Raw genomic sequence first — 23,700 nt, 5'->3', positions numbered from 1 at the left:
GTACTCCCCCGCTCTGTAACCCAACCTGTACCAAGCACGGGTTCCCTAGCTCATACCCTCACCTGCTAGAGCCAAACACTCGTACCTGCTAGAGTGGACGGATGCGTATTGTCATTGCTGAATGCTCCGTAGATTATGAGGGCCGCCTCCGCGCCCACCTGCCCCGCGCTACCCGCCTGCTGATGGTCAAGAATGACGGCTCCGTCCTCATTCACTCCGACGGCGGTTCCTACAAGCCCCTGAACTGGATGAGCCCTCCCTGCTCCCTGCTGGTGGCTGAGCGTGAGGACGTTCCGCAGAGCATCCGTGAGGACCTGGAGTCCGATGTTCAGCAGCTGTGGACCGTTCAGGCAGCTAAGAGCGATGATCGCCTCATGATTCGTATCTACAAGATTGAGCACGAGCACGCCACCGACCTGGGTGTTGACCCCGGCCTCATCAAGGACGGTGTGGAAGCTGACCTGCAGCGTCTGCTCGCCGAGCAGATCCACACTCTCGGTGAGGGCTATTCGTTGGTACGCCGCGAGTACCCGACCGCTATCGGTCCGGTCGACATCATGGCGAAGGATGCGCACGGCGTCTCCGTGGCGGTCGAGCTCAAGCGTGTGGGCGATATTGACGGTGTGGAGCAGCTGACCCGTTACCTGGAGCTGCTCAACCGTGACCCGCTGCTGGCACCGGTGCGCGGCGTGTTTGCGGCGCAGACGATTAAGCCGCAGGCTCGTACCCTGGCTGAGGACCGCGGTATCCGCTGCGTGAGCCTGGACTACGACGCGATGCGCGGCGTGGACGATTCGGCTGACCGCCTGTTCTAGCTGACCGGCCTGTTCTAAGCTGCTCTAGCTAGGCGGCTGCACATAGATTAAGGGGCGCTTCCCATACTTTGTGGGAAGCGCCCCTTTTCTGTGCGCATTATCTTTCTATGCACACTGTCGTTCTGCACGCGCGCTCTTTCTGGGCACATGCTCTACCCCAGATACACCAATCGCCGGTGCCCCTCCCTATTCGGGGAGGAACACCGGCGAGGTGTACACAGTGGTCAATTCCCCTTACGGGGAACCGGCTTTAGATCTCTGCGTGCTTTGCAACGATGGTCACGTGATCGTTCGAGACGGTCAAGAAACCTGCGTTGAGGATGGTCTTAATGGGCTCACCATCAACGGGTTCAATGAGCAGCTCGCCGTCCTGTGCCAGCAGCGTGCAGGTGGGGATCATACCCGGCAGGATGCCGAGGTCACCGCTGACGGAGCGTGCACGAACGTACTTCGCTTCGCCAGTCCACACGACGCGTTCGCGGGAAACAACTTCAACTTTCAGAGCCATGATTACTTAGCTCCAGTCTGTGCCTTGATTTCCTCGTAGCGGCGCATAACGTCGTCCATACCACCAATGTTGTAGAACGCCTGCTCGGGGATGTGGTCGACATCGCCGTTGCAGATCATCTGGAAGGACTCGATGGTGTCCTTCAGCGGAACGGTCGAACCCTCGACACCGGTGAACTGCTTTGCAGTGTAGGTGTTCTGGGAGAGGAACTGCTCGATACGACGTGCACGTGCCACGACGATCTTCTGCTCCTCGGAGAGCTCGTCCACACCCAGAATCGCGATGATGTCCTGCAGTTCCTTGTTTTCCTGCAGAATAGCCTTCACGCGAATTGCGGTGTCGTAGTGCTCCTGACCGATGTACTGTGCGTCCAGAATTCGGGAGGTGGAGGACAGCGGGTCAATTGCCGGGTACAGACCGCGCGATGCGATTTCACGAGAGAGCTCGGTGGTCGCATCCAGGTGCGCGAAGGTGGTTGCCGGCGCCGGGTCGGTGTAGTCATCCGCAGGCACGTAAATTGCCTGCATGGAGGTGATGGAGTGACCACGGGTGGAGGTAATACGCTCCTGCAGCAGACCCATTTCGTCCGCCAGGTTCGGCTGGTAACCCACTGCGGAGGGCATGCGGCCCAGCAGGGTGGAAACCTCAGAACCTGCCTGAGTGAAACGGAAGATGTTGTCGATGAACAGCAGCACGTCCTGGTTCTGAACATCGCGGAAGTACTCCGCCATGGTCAGACCGGTCAGTGCCACGCGCAGACGGGTTCCCGGGGGCTCATCCATCTGGCCGAACACAAGAGCGGTGTCCTTCAGAACGCCTGCTTCTTCCATTTCGACCCACAGGTCGTTACCCTCACGGGTACGCTCGCCAACACCGGTGAACACGGAGGTACCACCGAAGTTACGAGCCACACGGGTAATCATTTCCTGGATCAGCACGGTCTTACCCACGCCTGCACCACCGAACAGACCGATCTTACCGCCCTTGATGTAGGGGGTCAGAAGGTCGATGGACTTAATACCGGTCTCCAGCATTTCGGTGGAGCCTTCCAGCTCTGCGAAGCCGGGAGCGGCACGGTGAATCGGCCAGTAGGTGTCAGCCTTAATCTCGGAGTTCGGCACGTCGAGTGCGTCACCAAGAACGTTGAAAATGTGGCCCTTCACGCCGTCACCAACGGGGACGGAGATCGGTGCGCCGGTGTCGACTACAGCCTGACCGCGGACCAGGCCGTCAGTCTGCTGCAGGGAGATAGCGCGAACGATCGAGTCGCCCAGGTGCTGTGCGGTCTCGAAGGTGATGGTGCGGGTGCGACCGTCGAGGGTCAGCTCGGTGGTCAGAGCGTTGTAAATCTCGGGGACCTGACCGGCGGGGAACTCGACGTCGACCACGGGGCCGATGACGCGGGCAATACGACCCGTTGCGCCCTGAGTCGGTGCGGAGACCGATTCGTTGTAGGTGGCAGTCATATTTCTCACTTACTTAGAAAGTTTGGACAGTTGATGGCTTCGTTGGCGTACAAGTACTAGGAGCCGAGGGCGTCTGCGCCGCCCACGATTTCGGAGAGCTCCTGAGTAATTTCCGCCTGACGTGCGTTGTTCATCAAACGGGTGTACTTGGTAATCAGCGTCTCAGCGTTGTCACCTGCGGTCTTCATCGCGCGCTGGCGGGATGCCAGCTCACTTGCTGCTGCCTGCAGGAGGCAGGAGAAGATACGCGATGCAATGTAGCGCGGCAACAGCGCGTTGAGCACTTCCTCGGCGGAGGGCTCGAACTCGAAGGATGCCGCCTGCTCGTACTCAGCCTTGGTCAGTTCCTGGTCGGGAACGATTTCCTCGCCCATAGCCTTTGCGTCACCCACGTGGATGGGCAGCAGGCGCAGGATCTTGGGTTCCTGAACAACCATCGACTTGAACTCGGTGTATACGATGTGCAGTTCGTCCACGCCGCCCTCTTCGAAGGGCAGGTCGTAGGCTTCGAGCAGCGCGTCACGAATTTCGACGGCAGTTTCAACACGAGGTGCATCGGTGTGCCCCTCCCACGCACGGGCGTAGGGGCGCTCACGGAACTCGAAGTAAGCCTTTGCCTTACGGCCAACCAGGTACAGCTGTACCTCCTGGCCGTTAGAGCGCAGCCTCTCAATCAGAGATTCGGTACGACGCAGGATAGCGGAGGAGTACGAACCTGCCAGACCGCGGTCACTGGTAACAACCAGGATTGCGGAGCGACGGTGTTCGTAGGTTCCGAGCTCGTGCGGCTTGTGAATCAGCGGGTGCTTAATACCGTGCTGAGTTGCAACCGCAGTCACCACGCGGGTCAGAGCGTTCGCGTAAGGGCCGGCTGCCTGAGCAGCGTTACGAGCCTTGTTAATGCGGGAGGTCGCGATCATCTCCATCGCCTTGAAGATCTTCTTCATAGACGACGTCGAAGCAATCTTCTGTCGGTAAACCCTAATCTGGGCTCCCATAGAGCTTCCTTTCTCCTTGCTTTCTGCCCCGCCCCAGCCTCATAGCTGAGGCGGGGAGAAGGCGAGGACTAATCGCTAACCGATGGTTTCCTGAGTGATGTCGCTATCGCGAGCTGCCTTGTGCTCCTCGTGACCTGCGTCGACGAGGTGGCTGCTGCCCTCAGACTTGAAACCCTGCTTGAAGTCAGTAACTGCGGACTTCAGAGCTGCAACGGTGTCATCCTCAAGCTTGCCGGAGGAAGCGATATCGGTCAGTACCGAGGTCTTGTGACGCAGGTACTCGATGAAGCCTTCCTCGAAGCGCAGCACGTCGGAAACCTCAATGTCGTCGAGGTGACCGGAGGTACCAGCCCAAATGGAGACAACCTGCTCTTCAACTGCGTACGGGGTGTACTGCGGCTGACGCAGCAGCTCGGTCAGGCGAGAACCGCGGGTCAGCTGTGCCTTGGTAGCGTCGTCCAGGTCGGATGCGAACATTGCGAACGCTTCCATTGCACGGTACTGTGCCAGCTCCAGCTTCAGGGTACCGGAGACCTTCTTCATAGCCTTGGTCTGTGCGGCACCACCAACACGGGAGACGGAGATACCGACGTCGACTGCCGGACGCTGGTTAGCGTTGAACAGGTCGGACTGCAGGAAGATCTGGCCGTCAGTAATGGAGATGACGTTGGTCGGAATGAAGGCGGAAACGTCGTTTGCCTTGGTCTCAATGATCGGGAAGCCGGTCATCGAGCCTGCGCCCAGGTCGTCAGAGAGCTTAGCGCAACGCTCCAGCAGGCGGGAGTGCAGGTAGAAGACGTCACCGGGGTATGCTTCACGTCCCGGCGGGCGGCGCAGCAGCAGGGACACAGCGCGGTATGCTTCTGCCTGCTTCGACAGGTCGTCGAAGATGATGAGGACGTGCTTGCCACCGTACATCCAGTGCTGGCCGATAGCCGAACCGGTGTAGGGTGCCAGGTACTTGAAGCCTGCTGCGTCGGATGCGGGAGATGCCACGATGGTGGTGTACTCCAGCGCGCCGCGAGTCTCAAGGGTGTGGCGGACAGCTGCAATGGTGGATGCCTTCTGGCCAACAGCCACGTAGATGCATCGAACCTGCTTGTTGGGGTCACCCGAAGCCCAGTTGTCCTTCTGGTTCAGAATGGTGTCGATCGCAATAGCGGTCTTACCGGTCTGGCGGTCACCAATGATCAGCTGACGCTGACCGCGACCAATCGGAATCATCGAGTCGATTGCCTTCAGACCGGTCTGCAGCGGCTCGTGAACCGACTTACGCTGGGTCACGCCGGGAGCCTGCAGCTCCAGTGCGCGGCGACCTTCAGCCTCAATGGGGCCCAGGTCATCGATCGGGTTACCCAGGGGGTCAACAACGCGACCGAGGTACGCGTCGCCAACGGGCACCGAGAGGACCTCACCGGTGCGGTGTACGACCTGGCCCTCTTCAATACCGGTGAAGTCACCCAGGACGATCACACCAATATTGCGGGTATCCAGGTTCTGTGCGAGGCCGAGGGTGCCGTCTTCGAAACGAAGCAGCTCATTCGCCATAACCGAGGGAAGGCCCTCGACACGAGCGATACCGTCGGAGGCCGATACAACTCGACCCACCTCAACACGTTCTGCATTGCCGGGTTCGTAAGACGCTGCAAACTCGTTCAGCGCATTACGGACATCTTCGGCATTGATGGTCAGTTCGGCCATCTTGTGTCCCTGCTCTCTCATTGTGGTTGCGTTCCGTCAACGGAACCAACCGAAACTTGCAATTCGGGTTGAACGGGCGGGCAATGCCGCCGCTTCTGCGAAGGAGGCATCTGCCACGCACCCGCTACCCGAGGTATCTTCTAAATCACCGTTGCGACGAACGGTTCAGCGTCGCTAGCTTGAGCCGCTAGCCGATGGAACGAGCCAGGTCGGACATGCGGGTCTCGACGGTACCGTCGATCACCTCGTCGCCCACCTGAACACGCAGACCGCCCAGAACGGCGGGGTCCACCGAAACGTCGAGCTTCAGCTCACGGCCGTACACGGCGTTGAGCGCGCGACCGAGACGTTCAAGCTGTGCCTGCGACAGCGCAATCGCGCTAGTTACTCGCGCAATGTAACGGTTCTGTCGCGTGACGATGATTTCTGCGAACTCATCGGCTACCCGTGCAGCGTGACGGCCGCGGGGGTTGGAGCCAACTCGTTCGAGCAGAAGCACACCTTCGGCGGTGGTGGCGGGGCCACCGAGCGCCACGGCGAGCTTCTTCTTTGCTTCTTTGCTTGCCTGATGGTCGGACAGCGCTTCCTGCGCCTGAGCGTTGGAATCAACGGTACGCACAAAGGTGAGTAGTTCGTTGAGTACCTCGTCCAGGGCGTCCACGCCACCGCGAGACTGAGCCGATGCGGTCACGGCGAGCACTGCTGCACGCTCCAGGGCATTCGCCAGATCAGCATCATCGGACCAGCGCTGAGCCACCGCACTGGTGAGCACAGCCATAGCCTGAGAAGAGATCTTGCCGCCGAAGACGGTGTTAGCGATACCCTGACGTGCTGCTGCATCACGCGAAGAATCGGTGACAGCACGGCGCAGGGTGCCGTTGTGGTCGAGAACATCAACCACAGCGAAAAGCTCGCTCGCCAGGTTCAGGGGCTGCAGGGAAGCGTGAGCTTCCAGCACCTCTTCCACCTTGCTCAGTGATTCAGTAGATACTCCTGCCATTACCGAGCCGCACCTGCGTTCTGCTTCTCGGTTTCAAGGTCAGCAAGAAAACGATCTACCACACGGGCCGATCGCTCATCATCGTTGAGGGCTTCGCCCACAATCTTGCCGGCAAGGGTCGTAGCAAGAGTGCCAACCTCGGAACGGAGGGACACTGCTGCTGCCGCACGCTCTGCCTCGATAGCCTTTGCTGCATTATCGCTAATGCGCTGAGCCTCAGCGGTTGCACGCTCGCGAGCATCGGCAATGATTGCCTCGCCCTCTGCGCGTGCCTCTTCACGAATCTTCTGAGCCTCCAGTCGAGCGCTTTCGAGCTGCTGGGTGTACTCATCGCGAGCCGCTGCAGCCTCTGCCTGTGCCTTCTCGGCCTTGGCAAGGCCACCTTCGATTGCTTCCTTACGGTCCTGGTAGATCTTCTCGAACGCCGGGACAACGTACTTAGCAACGATGTAGTAGAGGATCAGGAATCCGATGAGGGTAATGACAATTTCCCCGACGTCGGGAATCAGGGGGTTCGAAGTTGCCTCCGCTCCCCCTTCGCTTGCCAGATAAATCATGGAGGGAATCCTGTTCTATGGGATGGGTCGTTTAGGATGTGGCAGAGCCGGTTACTTGATGAAGACGAGAACCAGGCCCAGAATTGCCAGCGCCTCGACCAGTGCGAAGCCCAGGAACAGCATGGGCTGCAGGGTCTTCTGGGACTCGGGCTGACGAGCAACGCTGGTCATGTATGCCGCGAAGATCAGACCCACGCCGATGCCGCCGCCAATAGCTGCCAGACCGTAGCCAACCGCAGTGATGGAACCAACCATTATTTTTCCTTTCAACAGTGTTCGACCGGGAACATACCCGGACCGAACAGAGTTTGATTTGAGTTAATAGCCCGCACAGTGAACGTGTGGGTTGCTTTATTCACGCCCAATGACGAACGCGAAAACCTAAAAAACTAGAGAGTTTAGTGTCCCTCGGAAACCGAGCCCTGCAGGTACACAGCCAGCAGCAGAGCGAACACATAAGCCTGGATGCACTGAATCATGAATTCCAGGAAGTACAGGAACAGGCCCAGAGCACCGGGAGCAATAGCAGCCAGGTAGCCGATACCACCCAGAGTCTCAACCATGTAGGTCACCATGCTGGATGCAACCATCAGCGCCAGGTGACCACCGAACATGGTCGCGAAGAGACGTAGCGCGTGAGTTGCGGGACGAATCAGCAGGTTCGAGAAGAACTCGATCGGGATCAGGATGGGGTAAATCCACACCGGCAGACCCGAGGGCATGGTGATGTCCTTGAAGAAGCCGCCCAGGCCCTTGCGCTTGATACCAACGCCAACCCAGGTCAGGTACGCTACGCCAGCCAGTGCGTAGGCGCTACCGGGGTGCGAGAAGGTGGGCAACTGAACAAACGGAATCGAACCGTAGAGGTTGTTCACCAGAACGAAGAAGAAGGAGGCGAACAGAATCGGCACGAACGGCTTGTAGTGCTGTACGCCCAGGGTTTCCTTACCGAGGGAGTTACGAGCAAACATGTAGCCGGACTCAGCGATGAACTGAGTCTTGCCGGGAACCATGGCGCGCTTACGTGCTGCGGTGAGGAAGAAGACCGCGATAATCACCACGGACAGCAGAATCAGTACGTTCTGCTTACCGAAAGCGAAATCACCAATGGTGAAGAAGGGTGGCAGATGCATGTCTTCGGGGGTCGGCGGCACATAGGCTTCCGCGAGGATCAACCCGTTCTCGATCAAAGCAAGTCCTTTCTTGCTACTAGTGGCTTCAAGAGCCCATGTCTGCCTATAAACGACTGACATGCTAACTACATGGATGAATGTGTGACCTAGCGGTCCGCGTTCAATGACCTAGCGGTCTTTATTCTGCCTGGTCATATGGGTAAAGACGAGGGTCAAACCTCCGATAGCGCCAATCAAGACACCAACCCACACCAGCCAGGTGGTGGAGAAGACCAGGTCACCGAGGTAACCGATGCCGCCCCACACTGCTATACCGATGATCAGATAGAGAATCGACATGACTGCACCGGAGAGCCCTCCGTCAGACACCAATTCTCCGGTAGTGCGGAGCTTTTTATCTCCGTCCCACCACTTCTTCTCTTCGGCCAAACGTATTTCCTTTCAAACACCAATCGCGTTACCGACCATGGTCTTCCAGATCGGTGTCGAAGTATAGAATTCTCAGTCGTGCGATGCTGACTGTTTCAATAACAATCCACAGAATCACGCCGGTACATGCGCCTGCGAGAGTCCAACCGTGCCTCAGATTCTGGGGGAATGGCACAAACATCAATACCAGACCGAGTAGGGCAATCTTCACGAGGTAGCTCACCACCAGCGATTTGGGTACACCCCAGTCGAAAATGGGAGCAACCAACATAACTAATACGCCCAGAGTGAAGCATATATAGATTATCAGAAAGCCCAATGTTATTCCTAGCGCGCCCACGGGGCCCGCAAACAGGTACGCACTCATCATACCGCCCAACCAAGCCAGCAGAGAGTAAGCCGATACCCTGTAGAACAAAAATTTCCAGGAAAGCTCCTCGCTCTCGAAAGAAGAGGCCTTCAAACCTGCTTGAGCACGCTCTCGGCGGCGTTTCTGCTGCTTCTTGCGCTCCGCCGGCGGATACCACAGAACGTCCACCACGCGCCTCCAAACAGGCTCAACAGGAACCTGAGATTTAGTCTGCTCAGAAGCCATTAGTGTTTCTCCCCACGATTCTGATTAGACTGCGTCGAAGAAGAGGAAGCAGAAGAAGGCTGACCCGCACGGTCTTTCACGGAATCCGGCATGATCGGCTCCGGATGCAGCGAGGTCGGCTCCACATTCTCAGGAGTCGCAGGAACACCAGTTGCCGAGGTCAAAGAGCCGGTAGCAGGCTCCGAAATAGTCTTCTTCTCCTTAGGTGCAGAAGCAAAGCGCTTCGACAGGTCAATCGTAGACGTAGGAGCCTCACCGCCGAAGAGCTGAGGCATACGCAGATACACCACCAGCACGGCAAGAGCCACAAGAACCACACCAACAGCCGCCAGCACGGCGCCCGAAGCAAACAAATCAGAGGCAAACGCCAGCAGCACCCACACCAGAATGGTCGTACCGGTCACCACGGCGGTCGAACCAAGGTGGCTGAAACCAACATCCGTCAGACGCTGATAAGTGTGAGTACGGTGCGGCTTGTACCACTGCTCCCCCGCCATAAAACGACGGAACAGAGTCGTACCCGCGTCCGCCAGATACGTCATCAGCGGAGCAAAAGCCAACAGGAACGGAACATCCGCAAACCACGCGCCCACAGCCAACGTGCCCAGCGCCGCGCCCAAAACATAAGAACCCGCATCGCCCAAAAACACGTTCTTACCAGGGCGCACATTCCACGGCAGGAACGCCGCAAAAGCACCGGCAACAGCCACACCAGCCAAAGCCAGCCACGGAAGGTTCACCATCCAACCGGTCAGCGCATACGCCAAACCAGCCACCAGACCGTGAGCACCAGAAATACCGTTAATGCCGTCCATAAAATTCGCCACGTTAATGTAGCCGGCAACAAAAATCGCGCCAAGAATCAGCAGCAGAATGTTCGTGCCCTGCACCGTCGCAAAGCTCACGCTCACCAGTACGCCAATCACCAGCTGCAGGCCCGCACGACGCACAATGCTCACGCCGCGAATATCCTCAAGCCAGCCCAGGGCAAGAGCACACAGAATCGCCGCGGCAATCGTCACCGCCAGCTGCAAAGACTCAGCAGAACGGTACGTCCAGCCGAACAGGGTAGCCGCCACAAACGCCACAAAGGTCGCAGCCGCAGTCGCCAAACCCATACCGCGGTAGGTCGGAGCAGTATGCGAAGAACGCTCATTAGGAACATCCACCATGTTGTAGCGGTGCAAAATCGGGCGCACCGCAAACGGCAAAAGGGCACCCAAAACAAAAGCAAGAGCAAAAATGCTCAACAGCTCAGAAAAGGAGGTCATACCAGCTCCAAGGCATTGGCGCCGCTCCCCTGGACGCAAGCTCCAGAATTGCAGCTAAGGGACGATGTGTGCGTAGTGTGTGTGTGTGTTTACTTCGTATTCTATAGAACTCTTCAGTAGCCCGGGACTAAACGTTACAGAATCTCTCCATACGCTCTGCGTATTCTGCGTCCTGAAACGTTCTACCCCCGAGAATACCCCCGAGAAAGAGAAAACACCGGATACCGCACCCGCCACGCAAGTGCAGCATCCGGTGTCATTTCCGTAAAGATTAGAACGTCTGCGCATCCGCCAAAGTACGCGGATCAGGGGCACGCTCCAGGCCATGACGCTCATAGCCGCTGTGCTCGCGGTAGTTCTGAATCCACAGCTTATAATCGAGCTCATCAGGGTCAAGTGCCGGGGCACTCGACCGGGAAATATACCGGTTTTCCTCGCTCGGCACCAGCTTCTCGGTACCGCCGAAGAGAGTCTCATCCAGCTTCTCACCCTTGCGAAGACCAATCTCCTTGATTTCAACGTCGTAGCGTTCGTAGGCCTGGCGCATCGCCTTGGCCACGTCCAGGATCTTGACCGGCTGGCCCATATCCAGCACCATGACCTCGCCCGGACGGCCAATCGCACCGGCCAGCATCACGAGCAGGCAGGCATCCGCGATGAGCATGAAGTAGCGGGTCGCGCGCTTATCGGTCAGGGTAATCGGGCCGCCAGAGAGAATCTGCTTGGTGAAGAGCGGCTTAATCGAGCCGCGCGAACCAAACACATTGCCGAATCGCACCGAAACGTAGGTGTTGCCGGTTTTCTCGCCAAAGTACGCGGTCAGGCGCTCCGCCACGCGCTTGGACTGGCCCAGGGCCGTCTTCGGGTCCGCCGCCTTATCGGTCGAGACGTTCACGAAGGTCTTTACACCCACGGCCTCGGCGGCACGCAGCACGTTCAGGGTGCCCAGGGAGTTCGTCTTCCAGGCCTCCTGCGGGTAGGCCTCCAGCGCCGACACGTGCTTCAGCGCGGCGGCGTGGAACACCACCTCGGGGCGGCGCTCCCGGAAAATCTCCAGCAGGGTATCGCCCTCGCGAATATCCGCGAGGATGATGCGGTCGTCGTCCAGGCTTGACTCGTGCGTAATCGACACCTTGGTGTCCATCAGCAGAGTCTCGTCGTGGTCGAGCATCATCAGGGTCTCGGGCTCAAATTCGCTAATCTGGCGGCAGAGCTCAGAACCAATCGAACCGCCAGCACCCGTCACCAGAACGCGCTTGCCGTGCAGGTACGAACGGAGGATATCGCGATCGATATCGTAGTTAATCTCACCGCGGATTACGCGCATCAGGTCGTTATCGCTCGCGTTCACCAGGCGCTCACCCATCAGGCGGGCGTTCGCACTGCTGATACGCTGCACCTCAACCTTCAGGCGACGCATGCGCTCGCAGAAGGCCTCAAAATAGTCCTCCGGCATATCGGAAATCGTGACGATCACCTTGTGAGTGCCCGATTCGCGAATCGCTCGCTCAAGCTCGCGGTAGGTCGTAATCACCTGGATACCGTGGAACTTAGTGCCGGCCTTCAGCGGGTCATCGTCGAAGACCGCCACGGGGCGCAGCTTCGCCTCCTCATCGTGCAGCATGGAATCCATCACCATGCCGCCGATGAAACCGGCGCCGTACACAATCACCGGTTCGCCCGTCAGCTCACGCACCGCGCCGCGCTCGGTATAGACGCGCTTGGCCATGCGGGCACCGGCCATCATAATCAGGCTGAACGCCGCGGCAATCGCGGGCACACTGTGCGGAATGTGCGGCAGGCCAAGGAGCTCGTCCACAAAGGAGAAACCGGTCAGCACCACGCCCGTGCTCAGCGCCGCCGCCGCGGCGCGCCACGACTCGTCAAAAGATCCGTAGGAGTACACGCCGTTATAAATCTTGGCTGCCGCCAAGCCGAAAATCAGCTGTAGCAGCACCGCCCCGGCGGCCGTAATCGTCAGCGAAATGGGGTGGATGATGTCAAACACCGAGCCATTGCTTAGTAGCACGCTATAGCGCAACATGTACGCGAACAGCACTGCAAGAACCCAGGCGCTCGAGTCAATCAGCGCCTGCGCGATCAGCCACCACGGCTTGCGCTCGTACAGACGATTCACCAGAACGGCTCCAGAATCGCCCTCCGTCATCAGCGTGCCGCGCTGAGCAGCACGTCGTACCGCCTCGTGGGCGTCAGATTTCAGCTGGGCCATTAAAAGCCTCCTTCAGATGCGGCACCGGTAGAACGGTCCGAAGATGAGCGAGTAGAGGATGCGCGTGCGGCCACGGTGGACAGCGCGCGGAAAGCATTTCGGCGCAGGGCCTCGGGCACGAAGCGGTACACGCTGCGCACCGCCATGTTCTGCGCCCAGCGGGCCTTCGAAATGGCGTGGCCCGTGTACAGTCGGCGTTGAATCGCCCAGTCCTGCTTCCAGGCGTCCACTCCCCCGCGCTTCGTGTAGGCGCCGGCGCCCACGCGGTAACGCACGAGAGGTGTGGGCAGGTTGCCCAGGCGGTAGCCGGCGTCGCGCAGGCGCATCCACAGCCACCAATCCTCGGCACCGGGCACGTACTCGTAACCGCCGAGGGTCTGGACGGCACTCTTACGGAATGCCACCGAGGGGTGGTATATCGGGTTGCGCGAATCCATGGCGCGGAGCAGCCGTTCGGGCTCGACGATGGCCTCGCGAACCGACTCGACCGCCGAGTTGTTCTCGTTGACCTCGAGCATGGCCGAACCGAGCAGCGCGTAGCCACCCGCGGCCAGGGCCGGAATCAGCTCTGCGAAGCGGGTGGGCTCGGAAATATCGTCAGAATCGGCGCGCGCCACCAGCTCGTAGCTGCAGGCCCGCAGACCCGCGTTCAGTGCCTCGGCCAAACCCACGTTCTGCGGTAGCTCCACGAGCTGAATCGGCGGGCAATCCAGGTTCTCGGCGCGGGCAACCCAGCGGTCCACCACGGTGCGCAGCTCGGGGGTGAGCGGACCGTCCAGAACCAGCACGAGCTCGGAGGGGCGCAGGGTCTGGTTCAGCAGATTCGATTCCAGCGCCTGTTCCAGGTACGCGGGGTTCTCCTTCGCGTACACGCTCATGAGCACCGAGAAGTCGGGGGCGGAGCTCACGCATCCGGCGGCCCCGGCGTTTCCAGTCGCGACCGGCGCGGGGTTCGAGGCCGGAACGCCGTAGCGCCCCGGGAAGGTCAGCGGGTAGATGCCCTCCAGCACCCGGCGGTTCGGGGCGGGCGGGCGCAGGCCGTCACGCAGACCGTTCAGGAAGTACCCCAGGTAGGTCCGGCGGTCGTCGGTACGAAGCAGGGTGGAGACCCACAGGCGGGCCGAAGAACCACCGTAGAGCAGCTTTTCCAGCGGGTTCAGGGTACGCGAGCGCGTAAACACCCACAGCTTATTGCGCACGTCGTTATAGAAGCGCGGGCCGGGGTTAGCGTTCGTCGTGCCGAAGGTCTTGGTGTGGTGCTTCGCCACCGAGGAAGGCACCGCAATGCCGTCGCGGTGGTGAATCAGGCGGGTCGAGAATTCGAAATCGTCGTTCCAGATGAAGAATTCGGCGATGGGCAAACCGCCGTTACGGCGGATGGCCTGCGCGTCCATGAGAATCGAGACGAAGGAGGCGCTACGAATCGGGCGGGCCCCCACCGCGAGGGCGCGGGCGTGACGCCGCTCCCCCGCCGCAAACATCGTGCGAGGGGTGTTCATGGGGTGGTCCTCACCGTTCGTCCATACCACGCGAGAGGCCACCACCGCGGGGCGTTCGGCGGGAACCTCAGAGTAGCCGAGCCACGCTTCAACGGCCTCGGCAAGGGTGTTTTCGGTCGGCTCGGTGTCATCATCCATGACCCATACAAGGTCGGGGTTGTGGCGTTCCAGGGCGCGGTCGATGCCCACCGCGAAACCGCCGGCGCCGCCCATGTTCTGCCGCAGGGTAATACGGTCCACCGGCAGCTCGTACTCCAGGGAGTCCAGGTATGCGGCGGTGTCATCGGTGGAAGCGTTATCGACGATGACCACGGCGACCGGGCACATCCGGCCCGAGGCGATGCCCGCCAGGGTCTTGGGAAGCAAATCGCGGCGGTTGTAGGTTACGACCACCGCGACGGTGCGGGGTTCGTGCTGACCGTCATGTTCGGCGGGGTGCTGGGCAGGCGCGGGTCGGTCGCTGTGCTGTTCTGCCATAGTGTTCTCCCTCCGCGGCGCCGAGGCACCTTATCCGTTCGACGTTGAGGTATATCCTTCTCCGCGCGGGGACCGGGTGTTTCGGCGGTGCCCGCGACGCTCATGAATGAGGATATAGCTCTCCAAAGTGACCATTTTACCGGGGTCTTCACCTCGAGGTGAATCTTCCCCCACTAACGCACCCATTATGACGCATATTCAACCTCAACCGGTTGTTTTTTTCGCATATCGGACGGGACCGAACCCGCAATAGTTCGCCCTTCGCCAGAGGGTGAATAACCTCTAAGGATTAGGTGGAGGCGCAGGTTACGGGCGGGTATTACGGCCCGCAGCGAAGCAAAGTGCCGTTCAGCCAATGTTTTCAAGGCTGTTTTCGATGGCTCCCCTGTGCCCGAGCTGTGCCCGTCGTGCGAAAAAGCGACCAAAAACCGGTCACCGCCCCAACAATTCACCATAACCGGTGCAAATATGCGAAAGTTGAAATGACCCTGTTTTTCCCCGCACCGACCGCGGGCTTTTGAGAGGTAAAGACATGTCCGAATCCAGGTGGAAAGTCATTGGCGCCAGCGGCTTTGTTGGTTCCGCCATCGTTGCGCGTCTGAACGCAGAGGGGATCAGCGTCGATCCCATTGAAGCGCCCCGCCTCGCCACCCGCTCCCTTGACGTAGACAGCATTATCGACGAGGCAGAACAGCTGGAGGGCATCATCGATTCCCTCGCAGAAGCCTTCGCCAGCGCGCAGGTCGTGGTAAACGCCGCCGGCCTCGCCGCCCCGAATATGCAGGACCTGCCCCCGCTCATGGGCGCGAACGCCCTGCTGCCGGCTGTCATCGCGATTGCCGCCCAGCGCACCGGCGTGCGCCGCGTCATTCATCTCTCCTCCGCCGCTGTGCAGGGCCCCCGCCCCGTACTCGATGCCTCCGAGGAGACCGCCCCCTTCAGCGCCTACTCGTTCTCCAAGACCCTTGGCGAAGAGGCGCTGCTCGACCTGCAGGACTACTTCCTGGATGAGCACCCCGAGAGCGCACCCGAGCTGTGCATCCTGCGCGCAACCAGCGTTCAGGGTCGCGGCCGCCGCACGACCGAACTCTTTGCCAAGATGGCTTCCTCCCCCTTCGCATCGGTGGCCGGTGCGGGCCAGGGCAAGTCCCCCGTCTCCAGCGTGTACGCGCTGGCCGAGTTCGTGGTGATGCTCGGAACCTTCCCCGGCGAGCTGCCCACCATCGTGCTGCAGCCCTGGGAAGGCGCAACCGTCGCCTCCGCGTCGCTGGATGCGGGCCGCCGCAAGCCCCACCACCTGCCCGAATGGTTCTGCCGTGCGGCCATCAAGGCCGGCTACAAGGTATCGGAGCTCATGAACGATAGGTTCTCCGGTTCCGTGCGTAAGGTCGAGGTCATGTGGTTCGGTCAGGGTATTGACGATTCCTGGGCCCGCAAGAACAACCTGCTACCCACCCCGCGGGTGCGCGAGGTGTTGCGCACCGCCCACACGGCACTGGGTAAGAAGAAAGACCGCCGCTTCGCCAATAGCTAGGTGGCGCCGCCCCGGCGAGAAAACCGCCTAATGCGCGAGAGATAGCATAAGGGAACGCCCGATATATCTGCTGATATATCGGGCGTTCCCTTAAGTTTTACTCCTGAGTTTTAACCGTGGCCGGGCCTACAGGTGATCCTCGGCGGCTTCCGGGGCCTCGGCCTTAGATTCAGCCTCGGTCTTGGCTTCAGTCTCGGCCTTTTTCTGCTCAGCCTTCGCTTCAGTCTTCGGGGCGGCGGGTGCCTCGCCAAAGACCAGGGCTCGGGCAGTATCGGCGGGGACGGGCTGGACCCGCGGCTCATCCGCGCGAATCGGCTTGGGAGTGTTGTCGCGGTAGCCGCGCGAGCGCTCCTGGTCCACCGAGCTGATGCCGAATCCAGAACCCAGCGCGCTCGTAGCGCCCAGCAGGGAGGCGGCAATCGAACCGGCCGCGGGTGCCTCGGCGCGGCGGGCGGGTTCGCCGCTCACCGTGTGGGTGCTGTCCCACTGCTCGTATGCTTCGTCCAGGCCCTCCTGCTCGTCCAGCGCCTGCTGGGAGGCGTCCGAGGTGTTCGACGCGCTCTGCGAGGAGGCCTGCGCCTCCTCAACCTTGCGGGCCGCCTGTTCGTCGGCCTCGGCGCGGGTCAGAATCGAGGGGACCACCTCGCGGAGCTCCTCAACGGGAATCGCGCCCTCGCGCACCACCACGTAGGGGAACGAGGTGCAGTCCAGGATGGTCGAGGGAGCCGGCTCGCGTTCGGTCACCACAACCACGCCGTCCTCGTTGGGCTCGGATTCGTGGGGTTTCGGGCGGGGGCCACCGTCAATAATCACCGCGACGTCCTCACCCAGAGAGTCCATGGCGGCCTGGGCGGTCGCGGCGGCCTCCTGGCCGGTCTTGTTAGCGCTCGAGACGGCCAGCGGGCCGTGCTCGGTCAGCAGCTTCAGGGCAAACTCGTCGTCGGGAACACGCACCGCGACGGTGCCTCGGGTCTCGCCCAGGTCCCAGCTCAGCGAGGGGTAGGCGTGAAGAATGACGGTCAGCGCGCCGGGCCAGAAACGGTAGCCCAGGTCGTAGATGTCGTCCGGAACGTCATCCACCACGCCGGCGAGCGCCGCGATATCAAAGATGAGTACGGGCGGCGGCATGGTGCGGTCGCGGCCCTTATCTGCCAGCAGTTTGGCAACGCCCTGATGCGAGAAGGCATCGGCGGCAATACCGTAGACGGTATCGGTGGGCATCACAATCGTGTCGTGCGCCTTGAGGGCCTCGCGGGCGGCGTCCAGCGCCTCGCGGGTCTCGGTTTCAGTCGTTACGGGGTACAGCTTTGCAGTCACGGGTTATATTGTCTCACGTTTTATGGATTGCGGCGATAAGCCGGGGAGGGTGCGCGTCACAGGGTCGGCGCGTCGCGCCTCGTCGGCGGCCGATGCGGCTGATACGACGGTTAGGATGCGCGACGGCTCCGTTCGGCGGCCTCGCCCGGCCCGGAGGCTAGAAGTCGGCCCTGATGCTAGGAGCCCGCGGCGGCAGGTTTGTAGCCCGCGCTGTGCCGGGGCCTGCCGTTCAGGTCCCGTACCGGGTAGCACCGCTCGAAGCCAACGCGCGCCAGGAGCTCAGCGACGGCCTCTTCCTGGGTGTCGTCGTGCTCCATCATGAAGAAGCCGCCGGGGGCCAGCAGCTCGAAGGCGCGGGCGGCGATTGCCGAGGGCATCTGCATGCCGTCCGCTCCCCCGCCGTACAGCGCCATGTCCGGGTCGTGCAGGGCGGCCTCCGGGTCGGCGGGCACGTTCGCCGGCGGAATGTACGGCGGGTTGGAGAGCACCGCATCGAAGGTTCCGGCGAGCTCGGACAGGGCGGTGAGGGCATCCCCCTGAACCAGGTGCACGCCGAGCGGCTCCAGGTTCTTGCGGGTGTAGGGGATGGCGTCTTCGGAGAGCTCCACCGCGAAGACCTGGGCGTTCGGCAGTTCGCTCTTGACCGCCGCCGCAATGGCGCCGGAACCCGTGCACAGGTCGACGATGCGCAACCCACCGGTCGCCGACTCAGCGCGTGCGCTCAGCACTTTGAGGGCTTCTTCGACGAGTAGTTCCGTTTCGGGCCGGGGTACGAATACGCCCGGACCGACCGATAACTCCAGCCGGTAGAAGGGAGCGCGCCCGGTGATATGTTGCAGCGGCTCGCGCTCGGCGCGGCGGGCGACCAGCGCCTCGTACTCGGCGACCTGCTCCTGGGTGAGCCGCTCCCCCAGGAGCAGGGCCCGCTGTAGCTCGGCGCGAGAACCGCCGTGGAGCAGGTGCGCGGCGAGGAGCTCGGCGTCCACGCGGGGGCTGGGTACCTGCGCCAGGGCCGCGGTGGCGCGCGTGAGCACCTGCGCGAGCTCTTCCCCGCGCGGGTCGTGCACATTCACCTTCATGAGCTTTCCTTCTTCTGTACGTTCCCCCGCCAAAGACGGGAACGGAGCTCGGGCTACCGAGCCTCGTAAATGCAGATGGGGCCATCGTGTGACACGATGACCCCATCCTACGTTCAGCCGACCCACCCGCTCCTACGGGCGGGGCGTGCGGAACTACTTCTGCTCCTGGCCCACCTGAGCGAGGCGGTGCGCCTCGTCCATCTCAATAGCGGACTGAACCACCGGCTCCAGGTCACCGTTCAGCACGGCGTCCAGGTTGTACGCCTTGTATCCGGTACGGTGATCGGCGATGCGGTTCTCCGGGAAGTTGTAGGTACGGATGCGCTCCGAACGGTCCATGGTGCGCACCTGCGAAGCACGGTGTGCCGCGTTCTCAGCGTCAATCTGCTCCTGCTGGTGAGCCAGCAGTCGCGCACGCAGCACGCGCATCGCAGCTTCACGGTTCTGCAGCTGAGACTTCTCGTTCTGCATCGCCACGACAATACCGGTCGGCAGGTGGGTAATACGCACCGCCGAGTCGGTGGTGTTCACCGACTGACCACCGGGGCCCGAAGAACGGTACACGTCAATCTTCAGATCGTTCTGGTTAATCTCGATTTCCTCGGGCTCGTCCACCTCGGGGAACACCAGCACACCGGCGGCGGAGGTGTGGATACGGCCCTGCGACTCGGTCGCCGGAACGCGCTGCACGCGGTGCACGCCGCCCTCGTACTTCAGGTGCGCCCACACGCCCTCAGCAGGCTCATTCGAGGAGCCCTTAATAGCGATCTGTGCGTCCTTGTAACCGCCAACATCGGTGCTGGTCGAAGAAATAATCTCAGTCTTCCAGCCCTTGTTCTCGGCATAACGCATGTACATGCGCAGCAGGTCACCAGCGAACAGAGCCGCCTCGTCACCACCGGCACCAGCCTTCACCTCAAGAATGACGTTACGGCCATCATCCGGGTCACGCGGAATCAGCAGGCGGCGCAGCTTCTCCTGAGCAACCTCCAGCTCCTCCTCCAGGCCGGGAATCTCCGCCGCGAAATCCGGATCCTCATCAGCCATCTCGCGAGCAGCCTCAAGATCATCCTTCAGCGAAGTGTACTTGTTGTACGCAGTCACAATACCGGTCAGCTCCGCGTAACGGCGGCCCACACGGCGTGCCTTACCCTGGTTCGCCTGCACGGCGGGGTCCGCCAGCTGATTCTGCAGGTCAGCGTGCTCATCCAGCAGAACCTGAATAGATTCAAACATTCTGTTCTCTCTTCCATCTCCCGCACTTTACGCCGCACGGGCAGGCACTAGACATCTCGCACCCCTCACAACGGGGATGCACAAAACGAACGTCTCACGCGCCCCACCCACATGAGGAGGTGGGGCGCGTGAGATACGAGCCTTAGTCGACCAGACGCAGACCGTTCTTCTGAACCGTCAGAAGGAACTCCACGTTGCTTTCAGTCTTACGCAGCTGGTTGGTCAGAACGCCCAGAGCCTGCTCAGGCTCCATACCCGCCAGGGCACGGCGCAGACCCCACATAATCTTGATCTCATCCGGGGAGAGCAGGTTCTCCTCGCGGCGAGTACCAGAAGCGTTAATATCAACCGCCGGGAAGATACGCTTATCCGCCAGCTGACGGGACAGGCGCAGCTCCATGTTACCGGTGCCCTTGAACTCTTCGAAGATCACTTCGTCCATCTTCGAGCCGGTCTCAACCAGGGCGGTAGCCAGAATGGTCAGCGAGCCGCCCTCTTCAATGTTGCGGGCAGCACCGAAGAACTTCTTCGGCGGGTACAGTGCGGCAGAATCCACACCACCGGAGAGGATACGACCGGATGCGGGAGCCGCCAGGTTGTATGCGCGGCCCAGGCGGGTCATGGAGTCCAGCAGCACGACCACATCGTAGCCGAGCTCCACCATACGCTTTGCGCGCTCAATAGCCAGCTCAGCCACAGTGGTGTGATCCTCAGCCGGGCGGTCGAAGGTCGAGGCAATAACCTCACCCTTAACGGTGCGCTGCATATCGGTCACTTCTTCAGGACGCTCATCCACCAGGACCATCATCAGGTACACGTCCGGGTTGTTCACGGTAATTGCGTTCGCGATGGACTGCAGCATGAGGGTCTTACCCGCCTTCGGCGGGGACACAATCAGACCACGCTGACCCTTACCAATCGGGGACACCAGGTCAACCACGCGGGTGCCCAGCTTCTTCGGGGTGGTCTCAAGGCGCAGACGCTCCTTGGGGTACAGCGGAGTCAGCTTCGAGAAGACGCGGCGGTTCGCTGCTTCCTCAACGCTCTGACCGTTAATCGCCTCAACCTGAACCAGCGCGTTGAAACGCTGACGGTTATTCGACTCGCCCTCGCGCGGCACGCGAATCGCGCCGAGCACGTGGTCACCCTTACGCAGGTTGTACTTCTTCACCTGAGCCAGGGAGACGTACACGTCATTAGTGCCGGGCAGGTAGCCGGTGGTACGCACGAAAGCGTAGTTATCGAGAATGTCCAGAACACCCGAAATCGGTGCCAGCACATCGTCTTCGCTCAGGCGAGGCTCGTTCTCCTCGCGGCGGCGAGCCTGCTTCTCAGCACGCTCAGCCTGACGGTCACGCTTGGAACGGCGCTCAGTACGCTCGGTGCGCTCGGTGCGCTCGGCACGCTCTGCACGCTCAGCAGCCTTACGCTCGGCACGTTCACTACGCTCAGTGCTGCGCTCTGCACGCTCAGCCTGACGGTCACGCTTAGTGCGGCGCTCGGTACGCTCACCATCCTGATCGCGGCGACGCTCACGAGTGCGGGTACGCTTCGAGCTCTTCTCACCGTCGGGGGTACCAAAAGTCATATCCAGGGCAGCGTTCAGGCTGTCCAGGCTCGCGGTGCCGTCAGCGGTAGCAGCCTTCAGCTCAGCAGAGTTACCGGGCAGGTCAATCTGCTCCGAACGCTCGCCAATACGCTCAGCGGCCAGCTCAGCGCGCACATCCAGCGGAGGAAGCTCAGCGGGATTCTCGTCCTTACGGGTGCGGCGGGTACGCTTCTCCGCCTTCTCGTTCATCTCAGCCGATGCGTCCTCACCCTCAGCGGCACGGCGAGCGCGCGCACGCTTCTGAGCGGGAGTCTCGTAACGAGAGGAGCGGGTACGCTTCTCAGACTTTTCAGCCTTCTCAACGCCCTCAGCGGGGGCTTCAGCAGCCTCAGTGTTTTCGGTTTTCTCAGCCTTCGCCTCGGCGTCCTTCTGGGCGCGAGTACGGCGGGTACGGCGAGGCTTAGACTCTTCAGTCGTCTCAGCTACGGGGGCCTGGGCAGATTCAGCAGCCTCAGCGGGCGCCTCAGACTTAGATGCTTCAGACTTGGGCGCAGCAGGAGCGGCTACGGCGCCGCCACGCTGATGCTCCTCAAGAGCCTGAACCAGCTCGGCCTTCTTCAACTTCAGATAGCCGCGGATACCAAGCTGCTGGGCGAGGACACGCAGCTGCGCGACCTTCAAGTTTGCAAGTTCCGGTGCGGCAGCTGCCGTACCGTACTCATCGGTGACAACAATATTCTTTGCCAACTACAATTCCTTTGGTTATAAGCCCTGAAAATCTTCAGAATAAAGATCGGGCGGGCGCTATAGCGCGGTCAAAGGTTTAGACACTGCCGAAAGAAAACAGCAGTCTGCACCTTCGACTCCCTCGAACCGCACTGGAGGCGGTTCGCGTCTCTTACCGTACCCGCTGATTCAGACACAGCGAGCACACACGGAAGATAAGGCGCTCTATCACAAATGTGGGCAAGCCCAAACCATCATCTATAGAACCATCTACACGAGATGAAGAGGACGGATTGGTCACTTTGAAAGGGCACCCGCCGCGAAACCGAACCCTCAGAACAGTCTTCCTTATGCGTCAGAAATAAAGAAAGACATGAATCCCAAAGGCACTCCCCCGAACCTTGCCGGTTCCCGCTCAGACACAAAAAGCATCTGAGGCATCAGGGGAAACGGAAGTACGTTACGAAGGATAGTATCGACGGTCTACATTGAACGACGGGCGAACCTCAACGTAGGACGAACTAATAACGTCCTACTGAGTAACTATAACACCTTCAGTGTCAATTTCAAGGGGAAGAACCCGCCAGTTCAGGCGGCGATCCGCAATAACGCTACTAGGGTGGGTCGCCTCAAACTCGGCAATAGCGTCCTGAACCTGTCGCACCTGCTCATCGCCGTGGGCAAAGGTCAAAACGGTCGGGCCAGCACCAGAAATCACCGCCGCAAAACCCTGACCGCGCAGGTACGCAACCAGCGTAGCCGACGGTTCCATCGCGGTCACGCGGTAACCCTGATGCAGGTAATCCACGGTCGCATCCATCAGGTACTCGGGAGTATCAGAGAGGGTGCGCACCAGCAGCGCCGCACGAGCCGAGTTCGCCGCCGCCTCAACGTGGGGCATCTGCGCAGGAATCAGCGAACGGGCAAGCTTCGTCGACACCTCATAATCGGGCACAGCCACCACAGGGTGAACGTCAGGATGCACCGGAATAATCACGGTCTTCCAGTTACCCATCTCGCCCCAAGACACCGACAGGTTGCCGTAAATCGCCGGAGCTACGTTATCCGGGTGGCCCTCCATATCGGAGGCGACCTGTAGCATCTGCTCACGGCTCAGACGGTGCTCCTCCGGCAGCAGACCGCTCGCCGCGGCCACACCCGCCACAATAGCCGACGCCGAAGAACCCATACCGCGAGAATGCGGAATCTTATTATCAGCAATCAGCTTCACCGGCGGCAGTTCATCCAAACCAGCCGCCGCAAAACCAGCCTTCATCGCCTGCAAAACCAGGTGGCTCTCGTCGCGAGGAACATCCGCGCTACCCTCACCGCTGAGCTCAAACTCCAGGCCGGACTCAATGCGCTCAACAACCAGCTCATCGTAGAAGCCAAGGCCCAAACCCATGCTGTCATAGCCGGGACCCAGGTTAGCGCTCGTAGCGGGAACGCGAACCTTAACGGACGCGCCCACCGGAATATCAGAAATATGCAGGGAAGACATGAGAAGAACCTCGCGATCGGTGACGTAATGAGTGAATAGGTGAAAGATACAAAAAGGGGCTGTCATGCAGGTGCACCCC

General features: G+C 60.7%; 20 protein-coding genes. 2 read left to right on the top strand and 18 right to left on the bottom strand.

The window, feature by feature from the left end; translation table 11 throughout:
- Positions 1-101 precede the first annotated feature (101 nt).
- Positions 102-815, top strand: a complete 714-nt coding sequence (gene nucS, locus HMPREF2879_RS07500) for an endonuclease NucS (protein ID WP_005506450.1) — start codon at positions 102-104, stop codon at positions 813-815.
- 250 nt (positions 816-1,065) lie between these two features.
- Here nucS and HMPREF2879_RS07495 read toward each other — a convergent pair whose 3' ends face one another.
- The 13 genes from HMPREF2879_RS07495 to HMPREF2879_RS07435 form a co-directional block, all read right to left on the bottom strand.
- A complete protein-coding gene (locus HMPREF2879_RS07495; RefSeq protein WP_070635166.1) occupies positions 1,066-1,323 on the bottom strand; it encodes a F0F1 ATP synthase subunit delta/epsilon in 258 nt (85 codons plus the stop codon).
- A gap of 2 nt (positions 1,324-1,325) precedes the next feature.
- On the bottom strand, positions 1,326-2,789 hold the full coding sequence (atpD, locus tag HMPREF2879_RS07490) for a F0F1 ATP synthase subunit beta (RefSeq protein ID WP_005507810.1): 1,464 nt from the start codon (positions 2,787-2,789) through the stop codon (positions 1,326-1,328).
- A 56-nt stretch (positions 2,790-2,845) separates the two neighbouring features.
- Positions 2,846-3,787 (bottom strand): F0F1 ATP synthase subunit gamma, encoded by a 942-nt coding sequence (locus HMPREF2879_RS07485; protein ID WP_049363885.1) that lies wholly within the window; start codon positions 3,785-3,787, stop codon positions 2,846-2,848.
- A gap of 75 nt (positions 3,788-3,862) precedes the next feature.
- The gene (gene atpA, locus HMPREF2879_RS07480) at positions 3,863-5,488 is read right to left on the bottom strand and encodes a F0F1 ATP synthase subunit alpha (protein WP_049340655.1); all 1,626 of its coding nucleotides are present in this window, start codon (positions 5,486-5,488) and stop codon (positions 3,863-3,865) included.
- A 187-nt stretch (positions 5,489-5,675) separates the two neighbouring features.
- The gene (locus HMPREF2879_RS07475; protein WP_049340656.1) at positions 5,676-6,488 is read right to left on the bottom strand and encodes a F0F1 ATP synthase subunit delta; all 813 of its coding nucleotides are present in this window, start codon (positions 6,486-6,488) and stop codon (positions 5,676-5,678) included.
- Positions 6,488-7,045, bottom strand: a complete 558-nt coding sequence (locus tag HMPREF2879_RS07470) for a F0F1 ATP synthase subunit B (RefSeq protein ID WP_049326923.1) — start codon at positions 7,043-7,045, stop codon at positions 6,488-6,490. Before HMPREF2879_RS07470 ends, HMPREF2879_RS07475 begins: the two co-directional genes overlap by 1 nt.
- 51 nt (positions 7,046-7,096) lie before the next feature.
- On the bottom strand, positions 7,097-7,300 hold the full coding sequence (gene atpE, locus HMPREF2879_RS07465; protein ID WP_005506461.1) for an ATP synthase F0 subunit C: 204 nt from the start codon (positions 7,298-7,300) through the stop codon (positions 7,097-7,099).
- A 143-nt stretch (positions 7,301-7,443) separates the two neighbouring features.
- Positions 7,444-8,235: a F0F1 ATP synthase subunit A gene (gene atpB, locus HMPREF2879_RS07460; protein WP_049347485.1), complete on the bottom strand. Its 792-nt coding sequence runs from the start codon at positions 8,233-8,235 to the stop codon at positions 7,444-7,446.
- A 111-nt stretch (positions 8,236-8,346) separates the two neighbouring features.
- Complete coding sequence (locus tag HMPREF2879_RS07455) at positions 8,347-8,607, bottom strand: hypothetical protein (protein ID WP_012903763.1); 261 nt, start codon at positions 8,605-8,607, stop codon at positions 8,347-8,349.
- Positions 8,608-8,635: 28 nt separating this feature from the next.
- Positions 8,636-9,202 (bottom strand): hypothetical protein, encoded by a 567-nt coding sequence (locus tag HMPREF2879_RS07450; protein WP_070635165.1) that lies wholly within the window; start codon positions 9,200-9,202, stop codon positions 8,636-8,638.
- Complete coding sequence (locus tag HMPREF2879_RS07445; RefSeq protein WP_070635164.1) at positions 9,202-10,473, bottom strand: MraY family glycosyltransferase; 1,272 nt, start codon at positions 10,471-10,473, stop codon at positions 9,202-9,204. The genes HMPREF2879_RS07450 and HMPREF2879_RS07445 overlap by 1 nt, the downstream gene beginning before the upstream one ends.
- Before the next feature lie 271 nt (positions 10,474-10,744).
- A complete protein-coding gene (locus HMPREF2879_RS07440) occupies positions 10,745-12,703 on the bottom strand; it encodes a polysaccharide biosynthesis protein (RefSeq protein WP_070635163.1) in 1,959 nt (652 codons plus the stop codon).
- Positions 12,703-14,679 carry a glycosyltransferase gene (locus tag HMPREF2879_RS07435; RefSeq protein ID WP_070635162.1) on the bottom strand — a complete coding sequence of 659 codons (1,977 nt, stop codon included), beginning with the start codon at positions 14,677-14,679 and terminating at the stop codon, positions 12,703-12,705. The genes HMPREF2879_RS07440 and HMPREF2879_RS07435 overlap by 1 nt, the downstream gene beginning before the upstream one ends.
- Before the next feature lie 532 nt (positions 14,680-15,211).
- On the opposite strand from HMPREF2879_RS07435, the gene HMPREF2879_RS07430 reads away from it, so the two are divergent.
- Positions 15,212-16,213 carry an NAD-dependent epimerase/dehydratase family protein gene (locus HMPREF2879_RS07430; protein WP_070635161.1) on the top strand — a complete coding sequence of 334 codons (1,002 nt, stop codon included), beginning with the start codon at positions 15,212-15,214 and terminating at the stop codon, positions 16,211-16,213.
- Between the two features lie 126 nt (positions 16,214-16,339).
- Here HMPREF2879_RS07430 and HMPREF2879_RS07425 read toward each other — a convergent pair whose 3' ends face one another.
- The 5 genes from HMPREF2879_RS07425 to thrB form a co-directional block, all read right to left on the bottom strand.
- Complete coding sequence (locus tag HMPREF2879_RS07425; protein ID WP_070635160.1) at positions 16,340-17,530, bottom strand: L-threonylcarbamoyladenylate synthase; 1,191 nt, start codon at positions 17,528-17,530, stop codon at positions 16,340-16,342.
- A gap of 176 nt (positions 17,531-17,706) precedes the next feature.
- Positions 17,707-18,609: a peptide chain release factor N(5)-glutamine methyltransferase gene (prmC, locus tag HMPREF2879_RS07420; protein ID WP_070635159.1), complete on the bottom strand. Its 903-nt coding sequence runs from the start codon at positions 18,607-18,609 to the stop codon at positions 17,707-17,709.
- 153 nt (positions 18,610-18,762) lie between these two features.
- A complete protein-coding gene (gene prfA / locus HMPREF2879_RS07415) occupies positions 18,763-19,845 on the bottom strand; it encodes a peptide chain release factor 1 (RefSeq protein WP_049337341.1) in 1,083 nt (360 codons plus the stop codon).
- A gap of 142 nt (positions 19,846-19,987) precedes the next feature.
- Positions 19,988-22,141: a transcription termination factor Rho gene (gene rho, locus HMPREF2879_RS07410; protein ID WP_070635158.1), complete on the bottom strand. Its 2,154-nt coding sequence runs from the start codon at positions 22,139-22,141 to the stop codon at positions 19,988-19,990.
- A gap of 511 nt (positions 22,142-22,652) precedes the next feature.
- Positions 22,653-23,621, bottom strand: coding sequence for a homoserine kinase (gene thrB / locus HMPREF2879_RS07405; protein ID WP_049363912.1), 969 nt, complete (start codon positions 23,619-23,621; stop codon positions 22,653-22,655).
- Between the last annotated feature and the right edge of the window lie 79 nt (positions 23,622-23,700).

Source organism: Rothia sp. HMSC069C04 (assembly GCF_001812895.1).
Lineage (GTDB): Bacteria > Actinomycetota > Actinomycetes > Actinomycetales > Micrococcaceae > Rothia.
Note: the sequence above shows the minus strand (reverse complement) of the source record. Positions and strands in the feature narration are given on the sequence as shown.

What these genes read in the sequence shown, in the direction of transcription:
- nucS (WP_005506450.1), top strand. Translation starts at nt 102, where the DNA reads ATGCGTATTGTCATTGCTGAATGCTCCGTAGATTATGAGGGCCGCCTC.
- HMPREF2879_RS07495 (WP_070635166.1), bottom strand. Translation starts at nt 1,323, where the DNA reads ATGGCTCTGAAAGTTGAAGTTGTTTCCCGCGAACGCGTCGTGTGGACT.
- atpD (WP_005507810.1), bottom strand. Translation starts at nt 2,789, where the DNA reads ATGACTGCCACCTACAACGAATCGGTCTCCGCACCGACTCAGGGCGCA.
- HMPREF2879_RS07485 (WP_049363885.1), bottom strand. Translation starts at nt 3,787, where the DNA reads ATGGGAGCCCAGATTAGGGTTTACCGACAGAAGATTGCTTCGACGTCG.
- atpA (WP_049340655.1), bottom strand. Translation starts at nt 5,488, where the DNA reads ATGGCCGAACTGACCATCAATGCCGAAGATGTCCGTAATGCGCTGAAC.
- HMPREF2879_RS07475 (WP_049340656.1), bottom strand. Translation starts at nt 6,488, where the DNA reads ATGGCAGGAGTATCTACTGAATCACTGAGCAAGGTGGAAGAGGTGCTG.
- HMPREF2879_RS07470 (WP_049326923.1), bottom strand. Translation starts at nt 7,045, where the DNA reads ATGATTTATCTGGCAAGCGAAGGGGGAGCGGAGGCAACTTCGAACCCC.
- atpE (WP_005506461.1), bottom strand. Translation starts at nt 7,300, where the DNA reads ATGGTTGGTTCCATCACTGCGGTTGGCTACGGTCTGGCAGCTATTGGC.
- HMPREF2879_RS07450 (WP_070635165.1), bottom strand. Translation starts at nt 9,202, where the DNA reads ATGGCTTCTGAGCAGACTAAATCTCAGGTTCCTGTTGAGCCTGTTTGG.
- HMPREF2879_RS07445 (WP_070635164.1), bottom strand. Translation starts at nt 10,473, where the DNA reads ATGACCTCCTTTTCTGAGCTGTTGAGCATTTTTGCTCTTGCTTTTGTT.
- HMPREF2879_RS07440 (WP_070635163.1), bottom strand. Translation starts at nt 12,703, where the DNA reads ATGGCCCAGCTGAAATCTGACGCCCACGAGGCGGTACGACGTGCTGCT.
- HMPREF2879_RS07435 (WP_070635162.1), bottom strand. Translation starts at nt 14,679, where the DNA reads ATGGCAGAACAGCACAGCGACCGACCCGCGCCTGCCCAGCACCCCGCC.
- HMPREF2879_RS07430 (WP_070635161.1), top strand. Translation starts at nt 15,212, where the DNA reads ATGTCCGAATCCAGGTGGAAAGTCATTGGCGCCAGCGGCTTTGTTGGT.
- prmC (WP_070635159.1), bottom strand. Translation starts at nt 18,609, where the DNA reads ATGAAGGTGAATGTGCACGACCCGCGCGGGGAAGAGCTCGCGCAGGTG.
- prfA (WP_049337341.1), bottom strand. Translation starts at nt 19,845, where the DNA reads ATGTTTGAATCTATTCAGGTTCTGCTGGATGAGCACGCTGACCTGCAG.
- thrB (WP_049363912.1), bottom strand. Translation starts at nt 23,621, where the DNA reads ATGTCTTCCCTGCATATTTCTGATATTCCGGTGGGCGCGTCCGTTAAG.